At 70.3% G+C, this 22,169-nt stretch carries 19 protein-coding genes and 2 pseudogenes; 8 read left to right on the plus strand and 13 right to left on the minus strand.

Going from position 1 to position 22,169, the window contains the following annotated elements:
* Positions 1-25 precede the first annotated feature (25 nt).
* Positions 26-736: an SGNH/GDSL hydrolase family protein gene (locus AAFF41_RS06850; protein WP_343323669.1), complete on the plus strand. Its 711-nt coding sequence runs from the start codon at positions 26-28 to the stop codon at positions 734-736.
* A gap of 291 nt (positions 737-1,027) precedes the next feature.
* Here the strand turns inward: AAFF41_RS06850 and AAFF41_RS06855 are convergent.
* The 9 genes and pseudogenes from AAFF41_RS06855 to AAFF41_RS06895 all read right to left on the minus strand — a co-directional run.
* Positions 1,028-1,426: pseudogene (locus AAFF41_RS06855) on the minus strand (histidine kinase); the annotation flags it as partial.
* Between the two features lie 34 nt (positions 1,427-1,460).
* Positions 1,461-2,144 carry a response regulator gene (locus AAFF41_RS06860; RefSeq protein ID WP_343323670.1) on the minus strand — a complete coding sequence of 228 codons (684 nt, stop codon included), beginning with the start codon at positions 2,142-2,144 and terminating at the stop codon, positions 1,461-1,463.
* 124 nt (positions 2,145-2,268) lie between these two features.
* A complete protein-coding gene (locus AAFF41_RS06865; protein ID WP_319745861.1) occupies positions 2,269-2,937 on the minus strand; it encodes a potassium-transporting ATPase subunit C in 669 nt (222 codons plus the stop codon).
* A 6-nt stretch (positions 2,938-2,943) separates the two neighbouring features.
* The gene (gene kdpB / locus AAFF41_RS06870; RefSeq protein ID WP_343323671.1) at positions 2,944-5,043 is read right to left on the minus strand and encodes a potassium-transporting ATPase subunit KdpB; all 2,100 of its coding nucleotides are present in this window, start codon (positions 5,041-5,043) and stop codon (positions 2,944-2,946) included.
* A 35-nt stretch (positions 5,044-5,078) separates the two neighbouring features.
* The gene (gene kdpA / locus AAFF41_RS06875) at positions 5,079-6,743 is read right to left on the minus strand and encodes a potassium-transporting ATPase subunit KdpA (RefSeq protein ID WP_319745857.1); all 1,665 of its coding nucleotides are present in this window, start codon (positions 6,741-6,743) and stop codon (positions 5,079-5,081) included.
* 7 nt (positions 6,744-6,750) lie between these two features.
* Complete coding sequence (gene kdpF / locus AAFF41_RS06880) at positions 6,751-6,840, minus strand: K(+)-transporting ATPase subunit F (RefSeq protein ID WP_016434100.1); 90 nt, start codon at positions 6,838-6,840, stop codon at positions 6,751-6,753.
* A gap of 393 nt (positions 6,841-7,233) precedes the next feature.
* Positions 7,234-9,075, minus strand: coding sequence for an APC family permease (locus tag AAFF41_RS06885; RefSeq protein ID WP_343323672.1), 1,842 nt, complete (start codon positions 9,073-9,075; stop codon positions 7,234-7,236).
* A 209-nt stretch (positions 9,076-9,284) separates the two neighbouring features.
* Positions 9,285-10,022 (minus strand): DUF4118 domain-containing protein, encoded by a 738-nt coding sequence (locus tag AAFF41_RS06890; protein WP_319745854.1) that lies wholly within the window; start codon positions 10,020-10,022, stop codon positions 9,285-9,287.
* 82 nt (positions 10,023-10,104) lie between these two features.
* On the minus strand, positions 10,105-12,645 hold the full coding sequence (locus tag AAFF41_RS06895; protein WP_319746095.1) for a sensor histidine kinase: 2,541 nt from the start codon (positions 12,643-12,645) through the stop codon (positions 10,105-10,107).
* A gap of 413 nt (positions 12,646-13,058) precedes the next feature.
* Between AAFF41_RS06895 and AAFF41_RS06900 the strand changes: the two genes are divergently transcribed.
* Together AAFF41_RS06900 and AAFF41_RS06905 are read left to right on the plus strand one after the other, a co-directional pair.
* Positions 13,059-13,511, plus strand: a complete 453-nt coding sequence (locus AAFF41_RS06900; RefSeq protein WP_343323673.1) for a DUF6153 family protein — start codon at positions 13,059-13,061, stop codon at positions 13,509-13,511.
* A 92-nt stretch (positions 13,512-13,603) separates the two neighbouring features.
* Positions 13,604-14,275 (plus strand): DUF305 domain-containing protein, encoded by a 672-nt coding sequence (locus AAFF41_RS06905; RefSeq protein ID WP_343323674.1) that lies wholly within the window; start codon positions 13,604-13,606, stop codon positions 14,273-14,275.
* Positions 14,276-14,346: 71 nt separating this feature from the next.
* Here AAFF41_RS06905 and AAFF41_RS06910 read toward each other — a convergent pair whose 3' ends face one another.
* Positions 14,347-15,777: an MFS transporter gene (locus tag AAFF41_RS06910; protein ID WP_425526112.1), complete on the minus strand. Its 1,431-nt coding sequence runs from the start codon at positions 15,775-15,777 to the stop codon at positions 14,347-14,349.
* A 142-nt stretch (positions 15,778-15,919) separates the two neighbouring features.
* On the opposite strand from AAFF41_RS06910, the gene AAFF41_RS06915 reads away from it, so the two are divergent.
* On the plus strand, positions 15,920-16,573 hold the full coding sequence (locus AAFF41_RS06915; protein WP_343323675.1) for a TetR/AcrR family transcriptional regulator: 654 nt from the start codon (positions 15,920-15,922) through the stop codon (positions 16,571-16,573).
* A 23-nt stretch (positions 16,574-16,596) separates the two neighbouring features.
* Positions 16,597-17,010, plus strand: a pseudogene (locus AAFF41_RS06920) (GNAT family N-acetyltransferase); the annotation flags it as partial.
* A gap of 84 nt (positions 17,011-17,094) precedes the next feature.
* Here AAFF41_RS06920 and AAFF41_RS06925 read toward each other — a convergent pair.
* Complete coding sequence (locus AAFF41_RS06925) at positions 17,095-18,153, minus strand: ABC transporter permease (RefSeq protein ID WP_319745848.1); 1,059 nt, start codon at positions 18,151-18,153, stop codon at positions 17,095-17,097.
* A 93-nt stretch (positions 18,154-18,246) separates the two neighbouring features.
* Between AAFF41_RS06925 and AAFF41_RS06930 the strand changes: the two genes are divergently transcribed.
* From AAFF41_RS06930 to AAFF41_RS06940, 3 genes are all read left to right on the plus strand, one after another.
* Positions 18,247-18,699, plus strand: a complete 453-nt coding sequence (locus tag AAFF41_RS06930; protein ID WP_319745846.1) for a MarR family winged helix-turn-helix transcriptional regulator — start codon at positions 18,247-18,249, stop codon at positions 18,697-18,699.
* A gap of 197 nt (positions 18,700-18,896) precedes the next feature.
* On the plus strand, positions 18,897-19,115 hold the full coding sequence (locus AAFF41_RS06935) for a hypothetical protein (RefSeq protein WP_343323676.1): 219 nt from the start codon (positions 18,897-18,899) through the stop codon (positions 19,113-19,115).
* A gap of 110 nt (positions 19,116-19,225) precedes the next feature.
* Positions 19,226-20,200 (plus strand): NAD(P)-dependent alcohol dehydrogenase, encoded by a 975-nt coding sequence (locus tag AAFF41_RS06940; protein ID WP_319745841.1) that lies wholly within the window; start codon positions 19,226-19,228, stop codon positions 20,198-20,200.
* A gap of 108 nt (positions 20,201-20,308) precedes the next feature.
* On the opposite strand, the gene AAFF41_RS06945 is transcribed toward AAFF41_RS06940, so the two are convergent.
* Positions 20,309-20,680: a hypothetical protein gene (locus AAFF41_RS06945; protein ID WP_319745839.1), complete on the minus strand. Its 372-nt coding sequence runs from the start codon at positions 20,678-20,680 to the stop codon at positions 20,309-20,311.
* 547 nt (positions 20,681-21,227) lie between these two features.
* A complete protein-coding gene (locus tag AAFF41_RS06950; protein WP_415925841.1) occupies positions 21,228-21,695 on the minus strand; it encodes a hypothetical protein in 468 nt (155 codons plus the stop codon).
* Between the last annotated feature and the right edge of the window lie 474 nt (positions 21,696-22,169).

The following is a 22,169-nucleotide window of genomic DNA, read 5'->3' on the forward strand; positions in this document are numbered from 1 at the left end:
TCATCCGTCACCGAGTCAGCGGGACATGTCGATGACGCATCACCTACGGACCGTGCTGATCGGCGTCTTCCTCGCCCGCGCCACCCTGGTCGCCGCGGTAGGCATCACCCGGCACCACTCGGGCACCGACCCGACGCCACGAGGACCGTACGTGGCGCTCGGCGACTCCTGCACCGCCGGGCCACGGATCCCCGACCGGACCGGAGCCCCCGCCGGGTGCGATCGCTCCGACCACGACTACCCGGCGCTGGTAGCCGAGCGGCTGGGGCTGCGGGCGGCCGACTTCCGCGACGTGAGCTACGTCTCCGGCGACACCGACGACGTACAGCGGAAGATCGACACGGCGGGTGAGCGGCTGTCCGAAGCACTGGCCGAGGTGAAGCGCCGTGCCCCGAAGGCCCGTTTGTTCGTCGTGGGATACCCGGCGATCCTGCCGGCCCATGGCACCGGCTGCGCCGACGACCTGACCCTCGCACCCGCTGACGCGACCTACCTCAACGACAAGGAACAGCAGCTCAACGCCGTGCTGGGCAGGCGGGCACAGGGCGTCGGGGCCGGATACGTCGACACGTACGAGCTGTCCGTCGGCCGTGACGCCTGCTCGGGCAGGGACACCCGCTGGATCGAGCCGCTGCTGCCCAGCCTTCCCGCCGGCCCGATGCATCCCGACGAGCGCGGCGCGCGGTCGGCGCTCCGCGGTGAGCGACACCCCCGGCGCACCGCCCGCGAGGGGTGACTGCCGGGGCGGGGCTCATGAACTCACGAGCCGAGCGCCCGCCTCGGTCACGGGGGTCTCGCCGCCGATGAGTTCGACGATGACGCGGCTCAGGGCCGGCTCGTGCAGGGCCGCGCCGACGTTCACGGTCGGTGCGGGCCACTGGGACGATCCTCGGCTCATACACGGCATGCCCGACGGCAACAACTGTCGGCCGCGCATACCCCCGCTGTGCCCCGGGCCGACTTCGGGCACCGCTGGCGGACAGATGCTGGCGGACAGATGCGGAGGCGTTCCCCGATGATCAGTATCGTCGCCCAGCGACTCCAGGTGCTGGAGGTTGACGGTGGAGACGACGTCGATCCCGGCGGCGAGGAGTTCCTCGACGTCCTGCCAGCGCTTGGCGTTGCGGGAACCGGGGATGTTCGTGTGGGGCAGCTCGTCGACCAGGGCCGCCTCGGGGCGACGGGCCAGCACCGCGTCCACGTCCATCTCCGTGAAGACGGTGCCGCGGTACTCCAGTTCCTTGCGGGGGATCTCCTCCAGACCGTGCAGCATCACCTCGGTGCGCGGCCGGTGGTGGTGCTCCACGAAGGCGACGACGCAGTCGGTGCCTCGCTCCACCCGGCGGTGCGCCTCGGAGAACATCGCGTACGTCTTGCCGACGCCCGGTGCCGCACCGAGGTACATCCGAAGCTTGCCGCGTGCCATCTTCTCTTCTCTTCGTCGGTTTCGTACGCGCGCTTCAGCTCTCGAAGCGGTATCCCATGCCCGGCTCGGTGATCAGATAGCGGGGGTGGGCAGGGTCCGCCTCCAGTTTCCGGCGGAGCTGGGCCATGTAGACCCGCAGGTAGTTGGTCTTGTTGCTCTGGCTGACACCCCACACCTCCGCCAGCAGATGCTTCTGCGTGATGAGCCGGCCGGGGTTGGTGACCAGGATCTCCAGCAGATGCCACTCGGTCGGTGTGAGGCGTACGTCGTGCCCGGCGCGGGTGGCCTTCTTGGCGAGCAGGTCGATGGTGAAGTGCTCCGTGGTGACCAGGACGGTCTCGGGGGCCGGCGGAACGTCGTCCGTGCGGCGGACGGCGGCGCGCAGCCGGGCGAGGAGTTCGTCCATGCTGAACGGCTTGGTGATGTAGTCGTCGGCGCCCGCGTCCAGGGCCGCGACCTTCTCGTCGGAGGCGCGGCGGGCGGACAGGACGAGGATCGGTACGCGGGTCCAGCCGCGCAGGGCCCTGATGACGTCCGTGCCGTCCATGTCGGGCAGGCCGAGGTCGAGCAGGACCACGTCGGGCTGCCGGGCGGCGGCGATGCGCAGTGCGGTGGTGCCGTCGGGGGCCGGGTCCACTCCGTACCGCCGGGCCTGCAGGTTGATCACGAGCGCCCGGACGAGCTGAGGGTCGTCCTCCACCACCAGTACCCGGGTCATCGGTGTGCGCCTTTCCTGTGGTACGGCGGGCCGGAGCCGTATGGAACCGGCCTCATGGCTGCGGAAGTCGGCGACTCGAGGAGCGTCCCCGGCCGCCGACTCCCGCGTGGCGCAGGTAACCCCATCAGCTCTTCGCCACGAGTCCCTTGAGCGCGATGTTGAGTTCGAGCACGTTGACCCGGGGCTCGCCGATGAAGCCGAGGGTGCGGCCGTCGGTGTGCTCGTCGACCAGCTTCTGCACCTGGGCGACGGACAGGCCGTTCTTCTCCGCGATCCGGTGCACCTGGATGTCGGCGTACTTCGGGGAGATGTCCGGGTCCAGGCCCGAGCCGGACGAGGTGACCGCGTCGGCGGGCACGTCGGACGGCTTGACCGTGTAGCCGTTCACCGAGTTGTCCTTGATGACGGCCGCCTTGGCGTCCTTGACCCACTTGATCAGGTCGGCGTTGTCACCGGAACGGTTGGTGGCGCCCGACAGGATCAGCTTGTACTGGGTGTTGACGCTGTTGGTGCCGAGGCCGTTCGCGGGGCGGCCCTGGAACCACTTCAGGTCGGCGTCCGGGGTCTCCTGACCCTTCTTCAGCGGCAGGTTGTAGGACTGGCCGATCAGCGAGGAGCCGACGACCTTGCCGTTCGCCTTGATCTCCGAGCCGTTCGCCTGGTCCGAGAACAGGCCCTGGGCGACCCCGGTGATGGCCAGCGGGTAGAGCACCCCGCAGATGACGGTGAGCACGAGCAGGGCTCGCAGGCCCGCCCAGAGCAACCGGGCAGTGTTCGTAACCGAGTTGTTCATAGCCGATCAGCCGATTCCGGGGATGAGGGAGATGAGCAGGTCGATGATCTTGATGCCGATGAAGGGGGCGATCAGGCCGCCGATACCGTAGACCCCGAGGTTGCGCCGCAGCATCTTGTCGGCGCTCACCGGCCGGTACTGCACACCCCGCAGGGCGAGCGGGACCAGCGCGATGATGATCAGCGCGTTGAAGATGACCGCCGACAGGATCGCCGAGTCGGGCGAGGACAGGTGCATGATGTTCAGCTTGTCCAGGCCCGGGTAGACCGCCGCGAACAGCGCCGGGATGATCGCGAAGTACTTCGCGACGTCGTTGGCGATGGAGAACGTCGTGAGCGCGCCCCGGGTGATGAGGAGCTGCTTGCCGATCTCGACGATCTCGATGAGCTTGGTCGGGTTCGAGTCGAGGTCGACCATGTTGCCGGCCTCCTTGGCGGCCGACGTACCCGTGTTCATCGCCACGCCCACGTCCGCCTGTGCCAGCGCGGGGGCGTCGTTCGTGCCGTCGCCGGTCATCGCGACGAGCTTGCCGCCCGCCTGCTCGCGCTTGATGAGCGCCATCTTGTCCTCGGGAGTCGCCTCCGCGAGGAAGTCGTCGACGCCGGCCTCGTCCGCGATCGCCTTGGCCGTCAGCGGGTTGTCACCCGTGATCATGATGGTCTTGATGCCCATCCGGCGCAGCTCGTCGAACCGCTCGCGCATGCCCTCCTTGACGACGTCCTTCAGGTGGATGACTCCGAGGACGCGCGCGCCGTCGGTGTCCTCGACGGCCACCAGCAGCGGCGTGCCGCCCGCCTCGGAGATCCGGTTGGAGAGGGTGTCGGCGTCGGCCGACACCTCGCCGCCCCGCTCCTGGACCCAGGCGATGACCGAACCGGCCGCGCCCTTGCGGATCTTGCGTCCGTCGACATCCACACCCGACATACGGGTCTGGGCGGTGAAGGCGATCCACTCGGCCCCGGACAGCTCGCCCTGGTGCCGCTCGCGCAGTCCGTACTTCTCCTTCGCCAGTACGACGATGGAGCGACCCTCGGGCGTCTCGTCGGCCAGCGACGAGAGCTGGGCGGCGTCGGCCACCTCGGCCTCGGTCGTGCCGGGCACCGGCACGAACTCGGAGGCCTGACGGTTGCCGAGGGTGATGGTGCCGGTCTTGTCGAGCAGCAGCGTGGACACGTCGCCGGCGGCCTCGACCGCGCGGCCGGACATGGCCAGGACGTTGCGCTGGACCAGCCGGTCCATGCCCGCGATACCGATCGCCGAGAGCAGCGCGCCGATCGTCGTCGGGATCAGGCAGACCAGGAGGGCCACCAGGACGACCATCGTGAGGTGCGTGCCCGCGTAGTCGGCGAACGGCGGCAGGGTCGCCACCGCGAGCAGGAAGACGATCGTGAGCGACGCGAGCAGGATGTTCAGCGCGATCTCGTTCGGCGTCTTCTGCCGGGCCGCGCCCTCGACCAGAGCGATCATCCGGTCGATGAAGGTCTCGCCGGGCTTCGTCGTGATCTTGATGACGATGCGGTCGGAGAGGACCTTCGTACCGCCGGTGACGGCACTGCGGTCACCGCCGGACTCGCGGATGACCGGGGCCGACTCACCGGTGATCGCCGACTCGTCGACGCTCGCCACACCCTCGACGACGTCGCCGTCGCCGGGGATGATGTCACCCGCCTCGCAGACGACCAGGTCGCCGACGCGCAACTCGGTACCGGGGACCTGCTCCTCCACGTCTCCCTTGAGACGCCTGGCCACCGTGTCCGTCTTGGCCTTGCGCAGGGTGTCCGCCTGCGCCTTGCCGCGGCCCTCGGCCACCGCCTCCGCCAGGTTGGCGAAGATCACGGTCAGCCACAGCCAGGCGCTGATCGCCCAGCCGAACCAGTCGCCCGGATCCTTGAAGGAGAAGATCGTCGTCAGGACCGAGCCGACCAGCACCACGAACATGACGGGCGACTTGATCATCACCCGCGGATCGAGTTTACGGAAGGCGTCCGGCAGCGACTTGAGCAGCTGCTTCGGGTCGAACAGACCCGCGCCGACACGGCTTTCGTCAGTCTTGTGGCCGGTCGGCACATCGCTGTGCGGCGCCCGGGTCGGAGTGGCTGTGGACATCGAGTCCTCTTCTGAAGGTGAATCTGTGCGAGTGGTCATGACGCCAACCCCTCGGCCAGCGGACCCAGCGCGAGCGCCGGGAAGTAGGTCAGACCGGTGATGATCAGGATGGCGCCCACCAACAGGCCGGTGAACAGCGGCTTTTCGGTGCGCAGGGTGCCCGCGGTGGCCGGGACCGGCTTCTGCTCGGCGAGCGAACCGGCCAGCGCCAGCACGAACACCATCGGCAGGAAGCGGCCGAGCAGCATCGCGATGCCGATCGTGCTGTTGAACCACTGCGTGTCGGCGTTCAGGCCCGCGAAGGCCGAGCCGTTGTTGTTGGCGCCGGAGGAGTAGGCGTACAGGATCTCGGAGAAGCCGTGCGCCCCGCTGTTGGTCATGGAGTGGCCCGGAGTGGGCAGGGCCATCGCCGCGGCGGTGAAGACGAGCACCAGCGCGGGGGTGATGAGGATGTAGCAGGCCGCGAACTTGATCTCGCGGGTGCCGATCTTCTTGCCCAGGTACTCGGGGGTGCGGCCGACCATCAGACCGGCGATGAACACCGCGATGATCGCCATGATCAGCATGCCGTAGAGACCGGAGCCGGTACCACCCGGTGCGATCTCGCCCAGCTGCATGCCCAGGAGGGTGATACCGCCGCCGAGGCCGGTGAACGAGGAGTGGAAGGAGTCCACCGCACCCGTCGAGGTCAGGGTGGTCGACACCGCGAAGATCGACGAGGCGCCGACTCCGAAGCGGTTCTCCTTGCCCTCCATCGCACCGCCCGCGATCTGGAACGCCGGGCCGTGGTGGGCGAACTCGGTGCACATCATCAGGGTGATGAAGCCGAGCCAGATCGTGGCCATCGTGGCGAGGATCGCGTAGCCCTGCTTCAGGCTGCCGACCATGCGGCCGAAGGTGCGGGTCAGCGCGAACGGGATGACCAGCAGCAGGAAGATCTCGAACAGGTTCGAGAAGGGGGTGGGGTTCTCGAAGGGGTGGGCCGAGTTCGCGTTGAAGTAACCGCCACCGTTGGTGCCCACCTCCTTGATGGCCTCCTGCGAGGCGACCGCACCGCCGTTCCACTGCTGCGAGCCGCCCATGAACTGGCCCACGGAGTGGATCCCGGAGAAGTTCTGGATCGCGCCGCAGGCGACCAGGACGATCGCGGCGACGACCGAGAGCGGCAGCAGGATGCGGATCGTGCCGCGCACCAGGTCGGCCCAGAAGTTGCCGAGCTCACCGGTGCGGGAGCGCGAGAAGCCCCGTACGAGCGCCACGGCGACGGCGATGCCGACCGCGGCCGAGACGAAGTTCTGCACCGCCAGGCCGCCGGTCTGCACGACGTGGCCCATGGCCTGCTCGCCGTAGTACGACTGCCAGTTGGTGTTCGTGACGAAGGACGCGGCGGTGTTGAACGCCTGGTCCGGGTCGATGGCGGCAAAGCCGAGCGAGCCGGGCAGATGGCCCTGGAGGCGCTGCAGCAAGTAGAGGAAGAGGACGCTGACCGCGGAGAAGGCGAGGACGCCGCGTAGGTACGCGGGCCAGCGCATCTCCGTGTTCGGATTGGCGCCGATGCCCTTGTAGATCCACTTCTCCACACGCCAGTGCTTGTCGGAGGAGTAGACCTTGGCCATGTAGTCGCCAAGGGGGACGTAGGCGAGGGCCAGTGCCGCTATGAGCGCGAGCAGCTGGAGCACGCCGGCAAGAACGGGACTCATGGCGCTCTCAGAACCTCTCCGGGAAGATCAGGGCGAGGACGAGATAGCCCAGCAGGGCGACGGCCACGACCAGGCCGACAATGTTCTCGGCGGTCACAGCTTCGTCACCCCCTTGGCGACGAGGGCCACCAGCGCGAACACCGCGATCGTGGTGACGACGAAGGCCAGATCGGCCATCGCGAACTCCTAGATGAGGTTCAGATATGAAGCGGACGGTTAGAGGTAACCGCCTCGATGGCCGGATCTGGCCGCCGTTGACACCTCCCATACGGCGGCCGGTCCGCCTTTGACGGAACCCTTACGGTCGGCCGCTCCACGTGCGCGACGGGGCCCGCCGGCCGCCGTCCGGCCGAGTACGACGATGGCTCGCATCGGCGAGATGCGGGCCATCGGGGCGCGGACCAGGGCAGGAGGTCGGAGCGGGGCGTCGGAGCGGGGTCGGGAGCGGGGTGTCGGAGCGGGGTCCGGAGCAGGACCTCGGAGCCGGGCGTCAGAAGACGCGGAACCGCAGTCGGCAGATCACCGCGTCCGTGTCACGGCGCACCGCGTGGGCGACGACCGCGCCCCGCTGGTTCTGGAGCAGCCGCTGCCACAGCCGGTCCGGCTCGACCTCGGGGATCAGCATGGTGACCCGGGTGCCGGGCTCCGCGGCGGCCGTCTCGCCCACGTACTCGGCGATCGGGCGCCCCACGGTGCGGCGCTCGGAGGTGAGCTGGACGAGCGGTATCCCGGGGTCCCACTGTGCCCAGTCGCGGGCCAGCGCGTGGGTGCGGGCGCGGTCCTCGGCGTCGGGATGGCACACCGTGACGGCGCGCACCTCGTCCCCGAGGGAGGCGGCGGCGTTCAGCGCCTCCACGGTCAGCCGGGACAGGTTCGACACCGGAACGATCACCAGTGAACGCTCCCGGTGCGGCGGCTCGGGAATCCGCCCGAGGCCCAGCCGCTCACCGATGCGCGCGTACGCCCGGTGCACCGTCTCGAAGGCGGCCACCAGCAGCGGCACGGCGATCACTATCAGCCAAGCGCCATCCTCGAACTTCGTCGCCGTCACCACGACCGCCGAGACGCCGGTGAGCACGGCGCCGAAACCGTTCAGCAGGGCCTTGCCCCGCCACCCCCTTCCCCGCTCCCCACGCCAGTGCCGGACCATTCCGACCTGCGCGATCGTGAAGCCGATGAAGACGCCGATGGCGAAGAGCGGCACCAGGGTGTTGGTGTCGCCGCCGGAGAAGACGAGCAGGGCCGCCGAGACCAGGGCCAGCGCGAGCACACCGTGACGGTGGACCTGTCGGTCGGCCTTCAGGGCGAAGACGTGCGGGAGGTAGTTGTCGCGGGCGAGCAGTTTCAGCAGCACGGGCAGGCCGCCGAAGGAGGTGTTCGCGGAGAGCGCCAGCAGGATCATCGTGGCGAACTGGATGACGTAGAAGGCCCAGTTGTGGCCGAGCGAGGCGTCCGCGAGCTGGGCGAGGACGGTGACGCCCTCGACCGGCTGGAGGTGGAAGCGCGAGATGAGGACCGACAGGCCGATCAGCATCACCCCGAGGACGGCGCCCAGGGCCACCTCCGCCCGCTGGGCCCGGCGCACGCGCGGGACGCGGAAGGACGGCACGGCGTTGGCCAGTGCCTCGACACCGGTGAGCGCGCTGCACCCCGCGGCGAAGGCCTTCAGCAGAAGCAGCGCGCCGACGGTGGTGGCGTTGTCGGCGAGGACGGAGGCGTGCCCGGTCGCGGCCGCGGTGCTGACGGGCGCGGACCGCAAGAGGCCGACGGCGATCAGCACCAGGATCGACACGACGAAGACGGCCGTCGGCACGATGAACGCGCGCGCCGACTCCATGATGCCGCGCAGGTTCACGCCCGTGATCAGCACCAGCACGGCCAGACACAGCCACAGCCGGTCGCCGTAGAGTTCGGGGAACGCCGAGGTCAGGGCGGCCACTCCGGCGGTGACGGCGACCGCCACGTTCAGCACATAGTCCAGGACCAGCGAGGCCGCCGCCACCAGGCTCGTACGGGCGCCCAGGTGGGTCCTGGCGACGGCGTACGACCCACCGCCGTCCGGGAAGGCGGCGATCACCTGCCGGTACGAGGCGACGAGCACCGCCAGCAGGCCGGCGATGGCCAGCGTCACCGGCAGCGTGAAGCCCAGGCCGTGCGCGCCCGCCGCGGCCAGCACCAGGACGATCGCCTCGGGCCCGTACGCCACCGAGGCCATCGCGTCCAACGACAGGGCGGCCAGGCCCGTGAGGGCGGTGAGGCGGTGGCGCTCGCCGGTATCCGGCGGCTCCTCGTCGGCGGGGGTCGCCCCCGGCTCGATGGTCAGGACAGACATGGATTACGGGCTCCTTACGCGAGGGCCCGCGCACGCGGGGAGGCGTGCGCGGGTGCGCCCAGGTTCTGTCCGTCCCCGACTGCTTTCGATCCTTCCTTGCGCCTTCTTCGCGCCGAAGCCCCGGACCTTGACGGGACGTTGACGGGACCTTGACGCCCCAGTGCCCCGCACGGCTCCTGCTCAGCTGCGCGCAGTGCCCCCGCGGGTACCTACCGCCCGGCCGTGTCGAGGGCCGCGCCCGTCTGGTCGGCGAGGGTGACCGCCACCAGGCGGGCCTGGAGCGGGGGTACGGGGCCCGGGCCGGGGGTGAGCATGAAGCGGCCCAGGTAGTGGCCGTTGCCGTAGGTGCGCAGTTCGATCTCGCCATCCGGCCAGCCGCAGGCGTCGACGTCCCGGCGCCGGTGGCCGACCGAGACGTTTCCGTCCTGCTCGAGCCGGGGCGGCTGCCCCAGCAGGGTGCCGTACTCGTAGCGGCAGCCGCGCAGGCCGAGCAGCTCGGTGAGCTGGCCGCGGACGTGGTCGACCACGGTGTCGGAGGACTTGGCGGACTGGGCGAGCACGGCGGTCTCGTGGACGCGGGCGAGATAGTCCGCGTCCGTCACCGTGATGACCTCCAGGCGGCGGGCCCGGGCCGCGAGCTGGGACACGATCACGCCGACGACGAGCAGCAGCACCGCCGTCTCGATGTCGGACGAGGTATGGATGTCGAACGTCTCGTACGGGCGGGTGAGGAAGAAGTCGAACCAGGCCGCCGCGGACAGCGCGGCGAGCGCCCCCGCCGTACGGCTGCCGAGAGCGGCGACCGCGACCACCACCACGACCAGGATCAGCGCCGCGTTCGTACGCGACAGATCCGTGCGGAAGGGCACCAGGACGAGCGCCACCAGGAAGGGGCCCACCAGGCCCGCCACCAGGGCGAGCCGGTCCCGGAGCGAAGAGCCGGTCATCACACCGTCACCTCCTGCGGTTGCCACGGCGTCCTCGGGCCCGAGCCCTCGTCCGCCGCTTCCACGACTCGTACGCGCCCGCTCATATGCCGCCTCCTACGCTCTGCGTATCACTGGGAAGATCCACCCGCTCGGCGAAGGGCAGCGACAGCACCATCGTCAGACCGCCGCCGGGAGTGTCCTCCGGGGTGAGGGTTCCGTCCATCGCTTCGGTCAGCCCCCGGGACAGGGCCAGGCCTAGGCCGAGACCGGTGGTGTTGTCGGTGTCGCCGAGGCGCTGGAAGGGCTCGAAGAGCCGGTCGCGGACGGAGGTGCCGCCCTGCTCGGGCGGAGCCGAGAGCTTGGGGGACGGCGGCAGGCCGGGACCGCGGTCGACGACACGGACCTCGACGCGGCCCGCGTGTGCGCTCGCGGTCAGCAGCACCTTGCGGTCCGCCGGGCTGTGGCGGGCCGCGTTGCCGACGAGGTTGGCGATCACGCGCTCCAGGAGCGGCGGATCGGCCAGCACGGCGGGGATCTCCTCCAGGTCCCCGACCACCACCTCGGGGGTGTCCGCGAGCGCCGCCGGAAGAACCTCCTCCAGAGTGGTGGCCCGCAGGTTCAGGGTGAGCGCGCCCGCCTGAAGGCGGCTGAGGTCGAGGAGGTTCTCGACCAGGCGGTTGAGCTTGGCCATGGACTCGTCCGCGGTCGCGAGGAGTTCGTCCCGGTCCTCGTCGGAGAATTCGACGTCCCGGCTGCGCAGCGAGGAGACCGCGGCCCAGCCCGCCGCGAGAGGCGTGCGCAGGTCGTGGCCGACCGCCCGCAGCAGCGCCGTACGCATCCGGTCGGCCGCTTTGACCGGTTCGACCTCGGCGGCGGCCTCCGCGAGCCTGGCGCGTTCGACGGCGGATCCCACGTGCGCGGCGAAGGCGGCGAGCACACGCCGCTCGGAGGAGGGCAGGGGGCGCCCGCGCAGGACGAGGAAGGCGCCGGGACCCGCGGGCACGACCGTCGCGCCGTTGTCTCCGGGCGGCTCGTCGACCAGTTCCGCCGAGTCCATGCCGAAGGTCTCGCGGGTACGTTCCACCAGCGCCGGGATCGTGGCGCCGCCCCGCACGATGCTGCCGGCGAGCGAGGACATGGTCTCGGCCTCGGCGGTGGCGCGGGCCGAGCGCCGCGACAGGCGCAGGGAGCGGTCCACGACACCGGCGACCACGGCGGCGACCGCCACGAAGACCGCCAGGGCCAGCAGCGCGTTGGGATCGTCGAGCGTGAACTGCCCGACGGGCGGGATGAACCAGTAGTTGAGCAGCAGGGACGCCGTCACCGAGGCGATCACCGCCGAGACGACCCCTCCTATGCAGGCCACGCCCACCACGGTGAGCAGGAACAGCAGCGCCTCGCTGGTGAGGTTGAGCCGGTCCCGGGCCCCGTCGAGATCGAGCAGGAAGGTGAGCGCCACGGGCAGCAGCAGCCCGGCGACCGGGCCGGCGACCCGACGCGCGGTCGACAGGGTGCGCCGCCGCGAGGGCAGCAGCGTGCCGCGTCCCGCGCGCTCGTGCGTGACGATGTGGACGTCGATGTCCGAGGAGAGTTCGACCACCGTCTCGCCCGTGCCACGGCCGGTGACGAAGCGTTCGACGCGGCCCCGGCGGCTGGTGCCGAGGACGAGTTGGGTGGCGTCCTCGGCGCGCGCGAAGTCGACGAGGGCGGTGGGCACGTCGTCGCCGACGACCGAGTGGTAGCTCCCGCCCAGGTCCTCGACCAGCCGCCGCTGCCGGGCGAGTGAGGCGTGCGAGGTACCCGCGGCGAGGCCGTCGCTGCGGGTCACGTGCACGGCGAGCAGGTCACCGCCCGCCGAGCGGTCGGCGATCCGGGCGGCCCGCCGGATGAGGGTGTCCCCCTCGGGCCCGCCGGTGAGGGCCACGACCACCCGCTCCCGGATCTCCCACACCCCGCCGATACCGTGCTCGGAGCGGTATGCCTGGAGCGCCTCGTCCACCCGGTCGGCCACCCACAGCAGGGCCAGTTGGCGCAGTGCGGTCAGATTGCCGGGCCGGAAGTAGTCGGCCAGGGCCGCGTCGATCTTCTCGGGGGCGTAGATGTTGCCGTGCGCCATCCGACGACGCAGTCCCTCCGGCGTGATGTCGACGAACTCGATCTGCTGCGCCCGTCGTACGACCTCGTCGGGCACCGTCTCGCGCTGCGGCATCCGCGTGATCTTCTCGACGACGTCGTTGAGGGACTCCAGGTGCTGGATGTTGAGGGCCGTGATGACGTCGATCCCGGCGGCGAGCAGTTCCTCGACGTCCTGCCGGCGTTTGGCGTTGCGGCCGGCTCCGGGAACGTTGGTGTGGGCCAGCTCGTCGACGATCGCGACCTGCGGCCGACGCTCGAGGACCGCGGCGAGGTCCATCTCCTCGAACTCTCCGCCGCGGTGGGCGCAGTGGGTGCGCGGCACGACCTCCAGGCCGTCGAGCAGCGCCGCCGTGCCCGGGCGGCCGTGGCACTCCACGAACCCCACCACCACGTCGGCGCCGCGTGCCGCCCGACGGCGCGCCTCGTCGAGCATGCGGTAGGTCTTGCCGACCCCCGGGGCCGCCCCCAGATAGACCTTCAGCCGACCGGGCCGTACGTCACCCACGGCGGTCCGTACCTCACCCCCGCCGGTCCGCACCTCACTCATCTCGGTCGGTCCGTCATGCATCGCAGCCGACGCGCTCCGCTCACTGAAGATCAACTCTCCGACGGGAAGGGGTACTTCCCCCACCGAAGCCCTTCCGTGCGTCGTTCGGCGCGCTCATTGACGCATCCTTGGCGCCGGTCGCATGGACGTTGACACCGCCTTGACGTGCGCTGGCCCGACCGGGTGAAGGACGCACCACCGGAGGCGGTTCCGGGTCGGCCATGTCTGTGCGGGGTTCCGGTACCGCCCCGTGCGTTCAACAAGCCGTTCAGGAAGTGGTCCGGAACCCGGCCCCCACGACGGCACGCTCCACTCACCTTCGATAGTGTCGGAAAGCCAGTCCGCAGCGATCACAGACGGAGACTGCCGAGGTGCGCGTGAACCGATACGTACGAACGGGAGGGGCCTACGGGCACCTGCTGCTCGTCGTCGTTCTCGCGCTGGGCGTGTTCGTCATGCACACCGTCGGACACCCCGACCAGCCGCCCGGCGACGGCATGAGCCGCGCGTCCCAGGTCTCGACGATGCCCACGGTGGTGGCCGCCCACGACCCCATGAGGGCTCCGGCATCACCGGAGCGGGGCAGCGTCGCGCACTCCACGCACACGTCCTCCAAGGACAGGCCGGCCATGGCGATGGACATGGTCTCGCTGTGCGTGGCGGTGATGTTCGGTGCGTGGGTGCTCACGGCACTGCTGAGGAGGGCCCTCGCCCGGCGTCCGGACTGGCTGGCGAAGCCCCTAGCCGAGGCGCCCGTCATGCTGCGGCCCAATCCCCCACCCCGCGGCCCTGATCTCACCGAGTTGTCGGTCCTGCGGCTGTAGGCCGAACCGCCCTCGCGGACGCGCACCACGCGCGCTCCCGCGACGACGCGTACGCCCACACAGCCAGAACCAACACACGAGGTGAGTTCACGATGACTGCCTTCACGCGCGCCTTCCACGGCAAGCACCTCCACCGCAAGCCCGTCCGCCGTGTCGCGGCCGTCGGCGTCGTAGCGGCGGGGGCCCTGATGCTCTCCGCCTGCGGCAGCGACGGCGACGGTGCGAGCGGCATGAGCGGCATGGACCACGGCGGGAGCAAGAGCTCGGCCACAGCGACCGCGACGGCGGCCGCCAAGGCCGGTGACGTCGACGAGGCGGACGTCAGGTTCGCGCAGATGATGATCCCCCACCACGAGCAGGCCGTGGCGATGGCCGAACTGGCCGACGGCCGCGCCTCCGACGCGGAGATCAAGGACCTGGCCGCGAAGATCGAGAAGGCTCAGGACCCCGAGATCAAGGCCATGACGGGTTGGCTCAACTCCTGGGGCAAGCCCACCGCGGCGGGGGACATGCCCGGGATGGGCATGGGCGGCGACGGCATGATGTCCGACAAGGACATGAAGGAACTCAAGGCCATGCGGGGCAAGGAGTTCGACAAGATGTTCGCCCAGATGATGATCGACCACCACAACGGCGCGATCGCCATGGCGAAGACCGAGCAGAAGAGCGGCCAGAACGCCGACACCAAGAAGATGGCCGACGCCATCGTCACGGGCCAGTCCGCCGAGGTCAAGCAACTCAAGACCATCCTCGACCGGCTCTGATCCGCGGTACCCGTTGACCGTTCCGGGCTCCCTCGGCCGCCGTGGGGAGCCCGGGCGGTCACTCGGGCGCTTCAGTGGACATGCGGACCGCCGGTCGTCCGTGGCCTGCCTCGCGGTACGAGGAAGAGGGCGACGCCCGCGCTCACGGCGGCCACCATCGCGCTGAGCCTGAACGCGTCCGTGAAACCGTCGATCGCGCCGTGCTCCACGCCCGCGGCGGCGACGGTGGACAGGACGGCCACGCCGATCGAACCCCCCACCTCGTGGAAGGTGTTGACGACGCCCGAGGCGAGGCCGGCCTCCTCGTGGGCGACCATGGCCAGCGCCGTGGTGGTGGCGGTGACGAAGACCGCCCCGAGGCCGAGTGAGGCGACGGCGAGGCCCGGCAGCAGGCCGGCGTACACGCTGCCGTCGTGCGACAGCCGGGTCAGTGGCGCGGTGCCCGCCGCCGCGATCACCATGCCTGCCACGGCCGTCGTCCTGCTGCCGATCCTGCCGACGAGCCGGGACCCGAGGTGGGCGCCGGCGGCGGTGGCGACGGCCACGGGCAGGAACACGAGGCCGGTCCCGAGCGGGCTGAAGCCGCGTACGTGCTGCAGGTAGACCGAGCCCAGGAAGAAGAACGCGATCAGCAGCGCGGTGGCGATCAGCAACAGGAACGCCCCTGCGACCACGGGACGGCGGGTGAGCATGCGGAGGTCCATCAGCGGGGCGCCGCCGGCCCGTTCGGCCGCGGCGAACGCCCCGTACAGCACGACCGCCGCGAGCAGTGACAGCAGTGTGGCGGCTCCGCTCCAGCCCGTGTCGCCCGCCTTGACCAGGCCGTAGATGAGCGACCCGGTGCCCGCGGTGACCAGCAGCGCGCCGGGCAGATCGAGCCGGGCCGGCCGCGGCGGACGGGCCGGGAGCAGGCCCGGCAGCGCGGCGAGGGCGAGGACGCCGACGGGCACGTTGATGTAGAAGACCCACTGCCAGCCGGGCCCGTCGGTCAGCGCCCCGCCCAGGAGCACGCCGATGGCCGATCCGGCGCCGCCGACGGCGGCCCAGACGCCGAGCGCCTTGTTGCGTTCCGCACCGTGGAAGCCGGTGGTGACGAGCGAGAGCGCGGCCGGGGAGAGCAGGGCGGCTCCGACGCCCTGGGACATCCGCCCGCCCAGCAGCATGGGCGCGCCCGTGGCGAGCCCGGTGACCAGGGACGCGGCGGTGAACACCGCGATCCCGGCGAGAACGGTGCGGTGGGCGCCGAACACGTCGGCGAGGCGCCCGCCGAGCAGCATCAGCCCGCCGAAGCACAGGGTGTACGAGGTCACCACCCAGGTCAGCGCCTGCCTGCCGAGGTCGAGGTCGGTCGCCATGTCGGGCAGGGCGACGTTCACGACGGTGACGTCCAGGATGAGCATGAACTGGGCCAGGCAGAGCAGGACGAGCATCAGCCAGCGGCGCGGGTCGGCCGGGGGCTGCGAAGCGGACGCGTGGTGCGCGTCAGCGGTGCTGTGCGTCACGACGACTCCTCCGAGCGTGCGATACGGAAGGGGGAAGTGCGGCCGGGCCACGACGAACTCGGTACGAGCCCGGTCAAGTGAACTGTACGGCCCAGTACATATGAACTCAACCGTTCAGTTCACATGTCGGTAGACTCGTCGCATGAGCACGAAGGACGTCAAGCGGCTCCCCGCCGGACCGCGCGCCGAGGCAAAGCGACTGGCCATCCTCAAAGCGGCCCGCGAGCTGTTTCTGCGTGAGGGTTTCGACGTGAGCGTCGATCTCATCGCCGCCGAGGCGGGCGTGTCCAAGGTGACGGTCTACAACCACTTCGGCAGCAAGGAAGCCCTGTTCATCGGGGTCGTCAAGGACTCGCTCGACGCCCCGCTCGGCGGCACCCTCGCCGACGCCATCGCCCGCCTCGCCGACTCGGACGACCTGCGTGAGTCGCTCATCACCGCCGCCCGCGCCTGGGTGGCCGGAATCCGCACCAACCCGGAGATCCTCGCGTTGCGGAACGTCGTCGCCCGCGAACTGCACCGCTTCCCCGAACTCGGCGAGGGCTGGCACGACGCCGGTCCCGAGCGCCATCACCCCGCCGTCGCGGGAGCACTCCGGCAACTGGTCGCACAGAGCCGGCTCGACGTCCCCGACGTCGAGGTGGCTGTGCTCCAGCTCTACTCCCTGCTGGTCTTCCCGTACCTGGTCTTCAGTGCCTACGGCACCGACGTCGACGACGGTCTCACCGACCGTCTGATCACGGGTGGGGTCGACATGTTCCTGGGCCGCTACGCCCCGCGTCACACCGAGCCGTAACCCGAGCCGTAAGGGGAACCGCCTTGCCCGATCCCAGCGCATACGAGGTCCGCCCCGGCGTCCCGTCGGTGGAGGACTACCGCCGGCTCCGCACCCGCGCCGGTCTCAGCGACAAGTCGGCCGAGGGCACGGCGGTGGGGCTGGCCCACACCTGGTACGGGGTGGTGGTCGTCCACGGCGGCGATCCGATCGGCATGGGCCGGATCATCGGCGACGGTGGATGCTTCTTCCAGATCGTCGACATCTGCGTGCTGCCCGAGCACCAGGGCCATGGAGTCGGCCGCCGCATCATGCAGGCCCTGAACGACGAGTTGGAACGCCGCGCGCCGGCACTCTCGTACGTCTCCCTCATGGCCGACGGCGACGCGCACCCTCTCTACCGGAGGTTCGGGTTCACCGACAGGGCACCCAAGTCCATCGGGATGACCCGCTTCATCCGGGCCCGCCGAAGGGCGGCACCGTCGTCCGGGGTTGTCCATGCAACCCTCGGCCGGGGACAGGGGCGCAATCGTCCCGCGCTGTCAGGCCGCCGCGGGCTGGGGCTCGACCGTGTCCGGCACACGGCTCGGGGTCTCACGTCGGAAGACGTCCTTGAGGTAGAGCACGGCGGCAGCGCCCAGCACCCACAGCGGGAGGATCACCAGGGCGCGGGTCAGGCCGTCGTCCTGGAATCGGGAGAGCCCCTGCATGGCGCGGACGCCGACCCCGACGGGCAGGATCTCGGACAGCGGGCGCAGCCAGGCGGGGAGGTAGGCGGCGGGCATGATGCCGCCGCTGCTGCTGTTGCCGAGGATCAGCAGCAGGATCGAGGCGAGACTGACGCCGGCGGAGCCGAACAGGCGCAGCAGCATCATGGTCGTGGCGCCGACCGCGGCGCCCATCAGCGCGACGATGAGGGCGAGGGGCAGGAAGGGGCCGGGCAGGGCGCCGAAGCCGGTGCCGCCGGCGATGACGGCGACCAGGACGCCGCCGGCCACACCGAAGAGGGCCAGGCTGGCCATCCGCCAGCGGTACTGGAGGCGGGGGGCGAGCTGGTAGGTGGTCATGCCGAAGAGGTATCCGGCCAGTACCAGGCCGAAGGCCGCGTAGAAGACGGACAGCCCCCGGGTGTCCCCCGCCGACGCCGGGGCGACGTCCTCGACGGAGAGGCGGTCGTGTTCCGCGCGGGCCACGGAGCCGAACGCGGTGGTCACGGTGGCGGTGACGGCGGCTCCATTGGCACTGCCGTAGAGCAGATCCCCCTTGCCGAGGTAGGCCGCGTAGACGGACCGGTCCTGGACGGCGCGCCGGGCGGCGGACTCGTCGGGATAGGTCTCCAGGGTGAAACCGTCCGGGACGACGCGTGCGAGGTCCTGGCGCAGGCTCGCTTGGTGGCTGCCGATCTCCGTGGTGCCCACCCGCAGCTCGTGGGGGCGCGGTGCGTGGAAGGCGGCGAGGTAGACGCTGACGAACAGGGTGCCGATCAGCAGGACGACCGCCACGGGCACCAGGACGGCGCGCGGGGTCCCGGGGCGCGGCGGCGGATGAGCCACGTCCAGGGCGTGCTTGTGGTGCTGTCGGACAGAGGCGTGCTGGGACATCGGAGGCAGGATCCTCGAAGAATAGGAAGAATAGAAGGCAACTGATAATCTTTGTACACCACAATCAACTGCCTTACAAAAGGGGTCCGCCACGTGAAACATCCCGACCGGCGTACGGGCTATGTGGCCTGGCAGATCGGCCAGATCATGGCGTCCCGGATCGAGCGCACCCTGCGCCCCTTCCAGCTGACCCTCGCCCAGAACAGCGCCCTGATCCAGGCCGCCTTCGACCCGGGCGTCTCCAGCGCGACCGCCGCGCGCAGGGCGGCGATCACCCCCCAGTCCATGGGAACCGCCGTCAACGGGCTGGTCGAGCGGGGACTCCTGGAACGGCGGACCGCCCCTGGCGACAGACGCACTCAGCGCCTGCACGCCACCGAGGCCGGCCTGCGGCTCGTGGCCGAGGCCGGCGCCGCCGTGGACGCCACCCACGCCGAAGCCCTGGACGTACTCACACCGACGGAGCAGGAACAGGCCCACTCACTGCTCCTGAAACTCCTGGCGTCACTGAACCCGGCGGCCATGGACGTCGACAGCACACCCTGAGGAGCCACCGGCCGAGCAGGTCGCGACAGCGGTCCCTGACGTGGAATCAGAAGAAGCCGCCGTCGAGACCGAGGAGGCCCTGAGCCCTCCTCGGGACCGCGGGCCTGTGCGGCATGATCCGACGGGCAGGCCCCTGGTCGGTACCGTCCTGGCCGAGCCAGAACGCGGTATGCACCTCCCTCGCCCCGGAGCTCGGCATGAGCCCTTGGGCGAGCGGCGTCGAGGTCGTCACCATCGGCTTCGGCGAAGACCTGCCGCAGCTGCGGCCCACCGCGCGGAGCGCCGGGCTCGCCGCGCCGTTGTACTTCCGTTCCGGACGCAGCGCAGACATCCTGTGCGTTGTCATGGTTGCCGACGAGTTCGACGCGAGACGAAAGACCAGCCCGCGTCGCCGTCTGGTTCCGTGCGTCACCTAGGGATTTGCCCCGATGCCCGCACCGAGGTCGCTCGCCTACCGTCGTGCGTAGCGCTGAACTTCCGGTCAGCCGATCCATTCCGGATCGAACTCGTGCGCTACGGAGGCCCGATGAAGGCGATCGCCCAGGACCGGTACGGCTCGCCTGACGTCTTGGAACTCAGGGAGGTCGACAAGCCGGTCGTCGCCGACCATGAGGTACTGGTTCGAGTCCACGCGGCCGCGGTCAACGCCCGCGACTGGCACCTCATGCGGGGCGACCCGTACCTGGCGCGCCTGGTGCTCGGGTTGAGCGGCCCGAAGACGAAGATCCGGGGCACGGACTTCGCGGGTCGGGTGGAAGCGGTGGGCAGGAACGTGAAGCGGTTCCGTCCCGGTGACGAGGTGTTCGGCGAAGTCGACGGGGCATTCGCCGAGTACGTGTGTGCCCAGGACAACGTGGTGGAGCCGAAACCAGCCGGCCTGTCGTTCGAGCAGGCGGCCGCGGTGCCGCTGGCGGGGAACACCGCGCTGATGGGCCTGCGCGACCTGGGACGGGTACAGCCGGGACAGCGGGTACTGGTCAATGGCGCCTCAGGTGGTGTGGGCACCTTCGCCGTACAGATCGCCAAGGCGTTCGGCGCGGAAGTGACCGGCGTGTGCAGTACGAGAAACATGGAACTGGTCCGGTCGATGGGCGCGGATCATCTCGTCGACTACACCCGGGAAGACTTCACCCGCAACGGACGGCGGTACGACGTCGTGTTCGACCTGGTGGGGAACCATTCGTTGACCGAGTGCCGACGCGCGCTGACACCCATGGGGAGGCTGGTTCTCTCCGGTGGGGGCGTATCCGAAGGCGGGAGCCTTGTCGGGCCGATGGGTCTCATCCTCAAGGGGCAAGCGATGTCACGCTTTGTCCGCCATCGGCTGCTCGTCCTCACGGCGACGCCGAGCAAGGAGAACTTGGCAGCGCTGAGAGAACTCGCCGAGTCCGGGAAACTCACCCCAGTCATCGACCGGACCTACCCGTTGAGTGAAGTACCCGAGGCCATTCGGTACCTCGAAGTGGAGCACGCGCGCTCGAAGGTCGTCATCACCGTGTGACGGACCGCTGAGGCCCAGCATGCACCTGAGGCCGCCCCCTTTTCCTCGCTCCTCCCGATACCGGGACCTGCCAGCGGACAGCCATGCCGGCCAGGGGCAGTGAATGCGCTACCGGTTGAGGGTGACCGAGTTGTAAGGCGTCAGGTTGAAGCTCCCGATTTCCTGCACCTCGAGCGCCACGTGGCAGCCAACGCCGTTGTAGCCGGTGCACAGGCTCATGCTGGCGCCGCCGTACTGGTTGTTGAAGACGTAGTGGTCGCCGTACTGGTTGCTCAGGTTGTGGGCGCCGTAGCTCCAGTACACGTTGGTCGGGTGGGGGTCGAGGTACGGGTTGCGGTCCTCGCCCCAGATGCAGACGGCCCCGTACGGGCAACCGTTCCAGTCGCCTTCAGCGGGCTTCGCCTGCGCCGCGCCGCACATCGCCACGACGGCGGTCGCCGCGGTCGCCAACGCGGCGACGCCACGCAAGATTTTGCCCATGTCATTCCCCCTGTGTCTGAACCGGTCGACGGCAAGGACATCACCATTGGCCGTGTGCCGTCGCTCTGACCATCGTTTCGACGGTGCTCGAAAGGGGTTTGGGCCGGCCATACCGCAGGAGGAAGGTCGCGAAGTCGCAGACCCTGCACCGCAAAGTCCTCTGGCCGACGGGCGAACGATCTGGCCCCAACCGGGCCCGGTGACGTGCGGCGACCGGTTCAGTTGAGACGTTGGCTGACTGAAAGTCTCAGCGGATCTGGCCCAGGAAGTCCGGATGTCCGGTGTCGCCTCAGTCGATCTGGCCGGCCAACCCGATCGGCGCAGGCCGGCAGGGCTCGTAGCCCCTTCCCCGCTCACGGTCTTCGCCGGCACCCGCGACCTGATCCCCCCGACAGCCGCCGCCTTGTGGAACGAGCCGACGTGTCCGGACTCGCCGTCGACCCACGAGGCCGACGGCCGGCCGCACGTCCATCCGCGACCGCCGACCCCCGAGGGACGCGCCCCCCGCCGCCCCGACCCCGGGCCTCAGCACTCTCCCCACCGGCCCTCACGCCGCCGCGTCGTACGCGGCCCTCAGCCGGACTCCGCCGCCGGTGCGGGGCCGCGGGGCGCGGGGCGCGAACACAGCCAGACGCAGCACGAGATAGCGGCCGATCCCGACGAGCGCGGTGGCCGACAGGTACACCGTCTGCTGCAGGACGAGTCCGGCGCCGGGACGGAACACGGCCAGGGAGCCGACCGCTGCGGACGTGACCAGCCAACCGAGGGCAATGGTGGCCGCGCTCTTCAGGTGGCCGGCCAGACCGGGCCGGCCGTGGCCGAACGAGACGCGGGCGTGCAGCTCGGTGGCGACCACGGTGGAGGCGACGGTGGTCAGCGCGTTCGCCGCCATCCACGGGATCCACTGCGACAGCAGAACCAGGGCCGCCGAGGCAGCCAGGGTGACCCCGCTGCCCAGCCCGGCGAAGCGCCCGAAGGCCGCCGCGTGCCGACGGATCAGTCGCAGGCCGTTCATGGTGATCCCCTCCCGGTCTGCTGCCCCTGGCGGGGTCGTCGTCGTCATGCCGCAGAGCGTGGCCGACCCCCCATTCAGCGCGGTTTCAAAGCGTCCTCAGGGGTGTCGGCGGTGGTGAAACCAGTGCGGCGATGCACCACCGGCCGCCTCGACCGTGATCAGCTGCTCAAGGGCATGGAATCGGCGGGAGCGCCCCGAGCCGGCCGTGCCCGCAGACCGGACCACCGTCACCCTCAGGGCCGCCCCGCTCAACCACCAGGATCCGTGGACCCTGGAGGAGTCGGCATCCGCGAGGAACAGCAGCCGATGGTCCTCGGCTGCGACGCGGCCGGCTTGAGCTGCCGCCCGCAGGAGATGGCGGCTTCCGTCGCCGAGTCCCGGAAGGCTTCGGGGTCCTCTGCCAGGGCGTGCAGTTGCCGTTCGGACTCCCGAGTGGGGACCATCCACGGCGCGAAGGCGTCCTCGGCCAGGACC

Source organism: Streptomyces mirabilis (assembly GCF_039503195.1).
GTDB classification, from domain to species: Bacteria; Actinomycetota; Actinomycetes; order Streptomycetales; family Streptomycetaceae; genus Streptomyces; species Streptomyces mirabilis_D.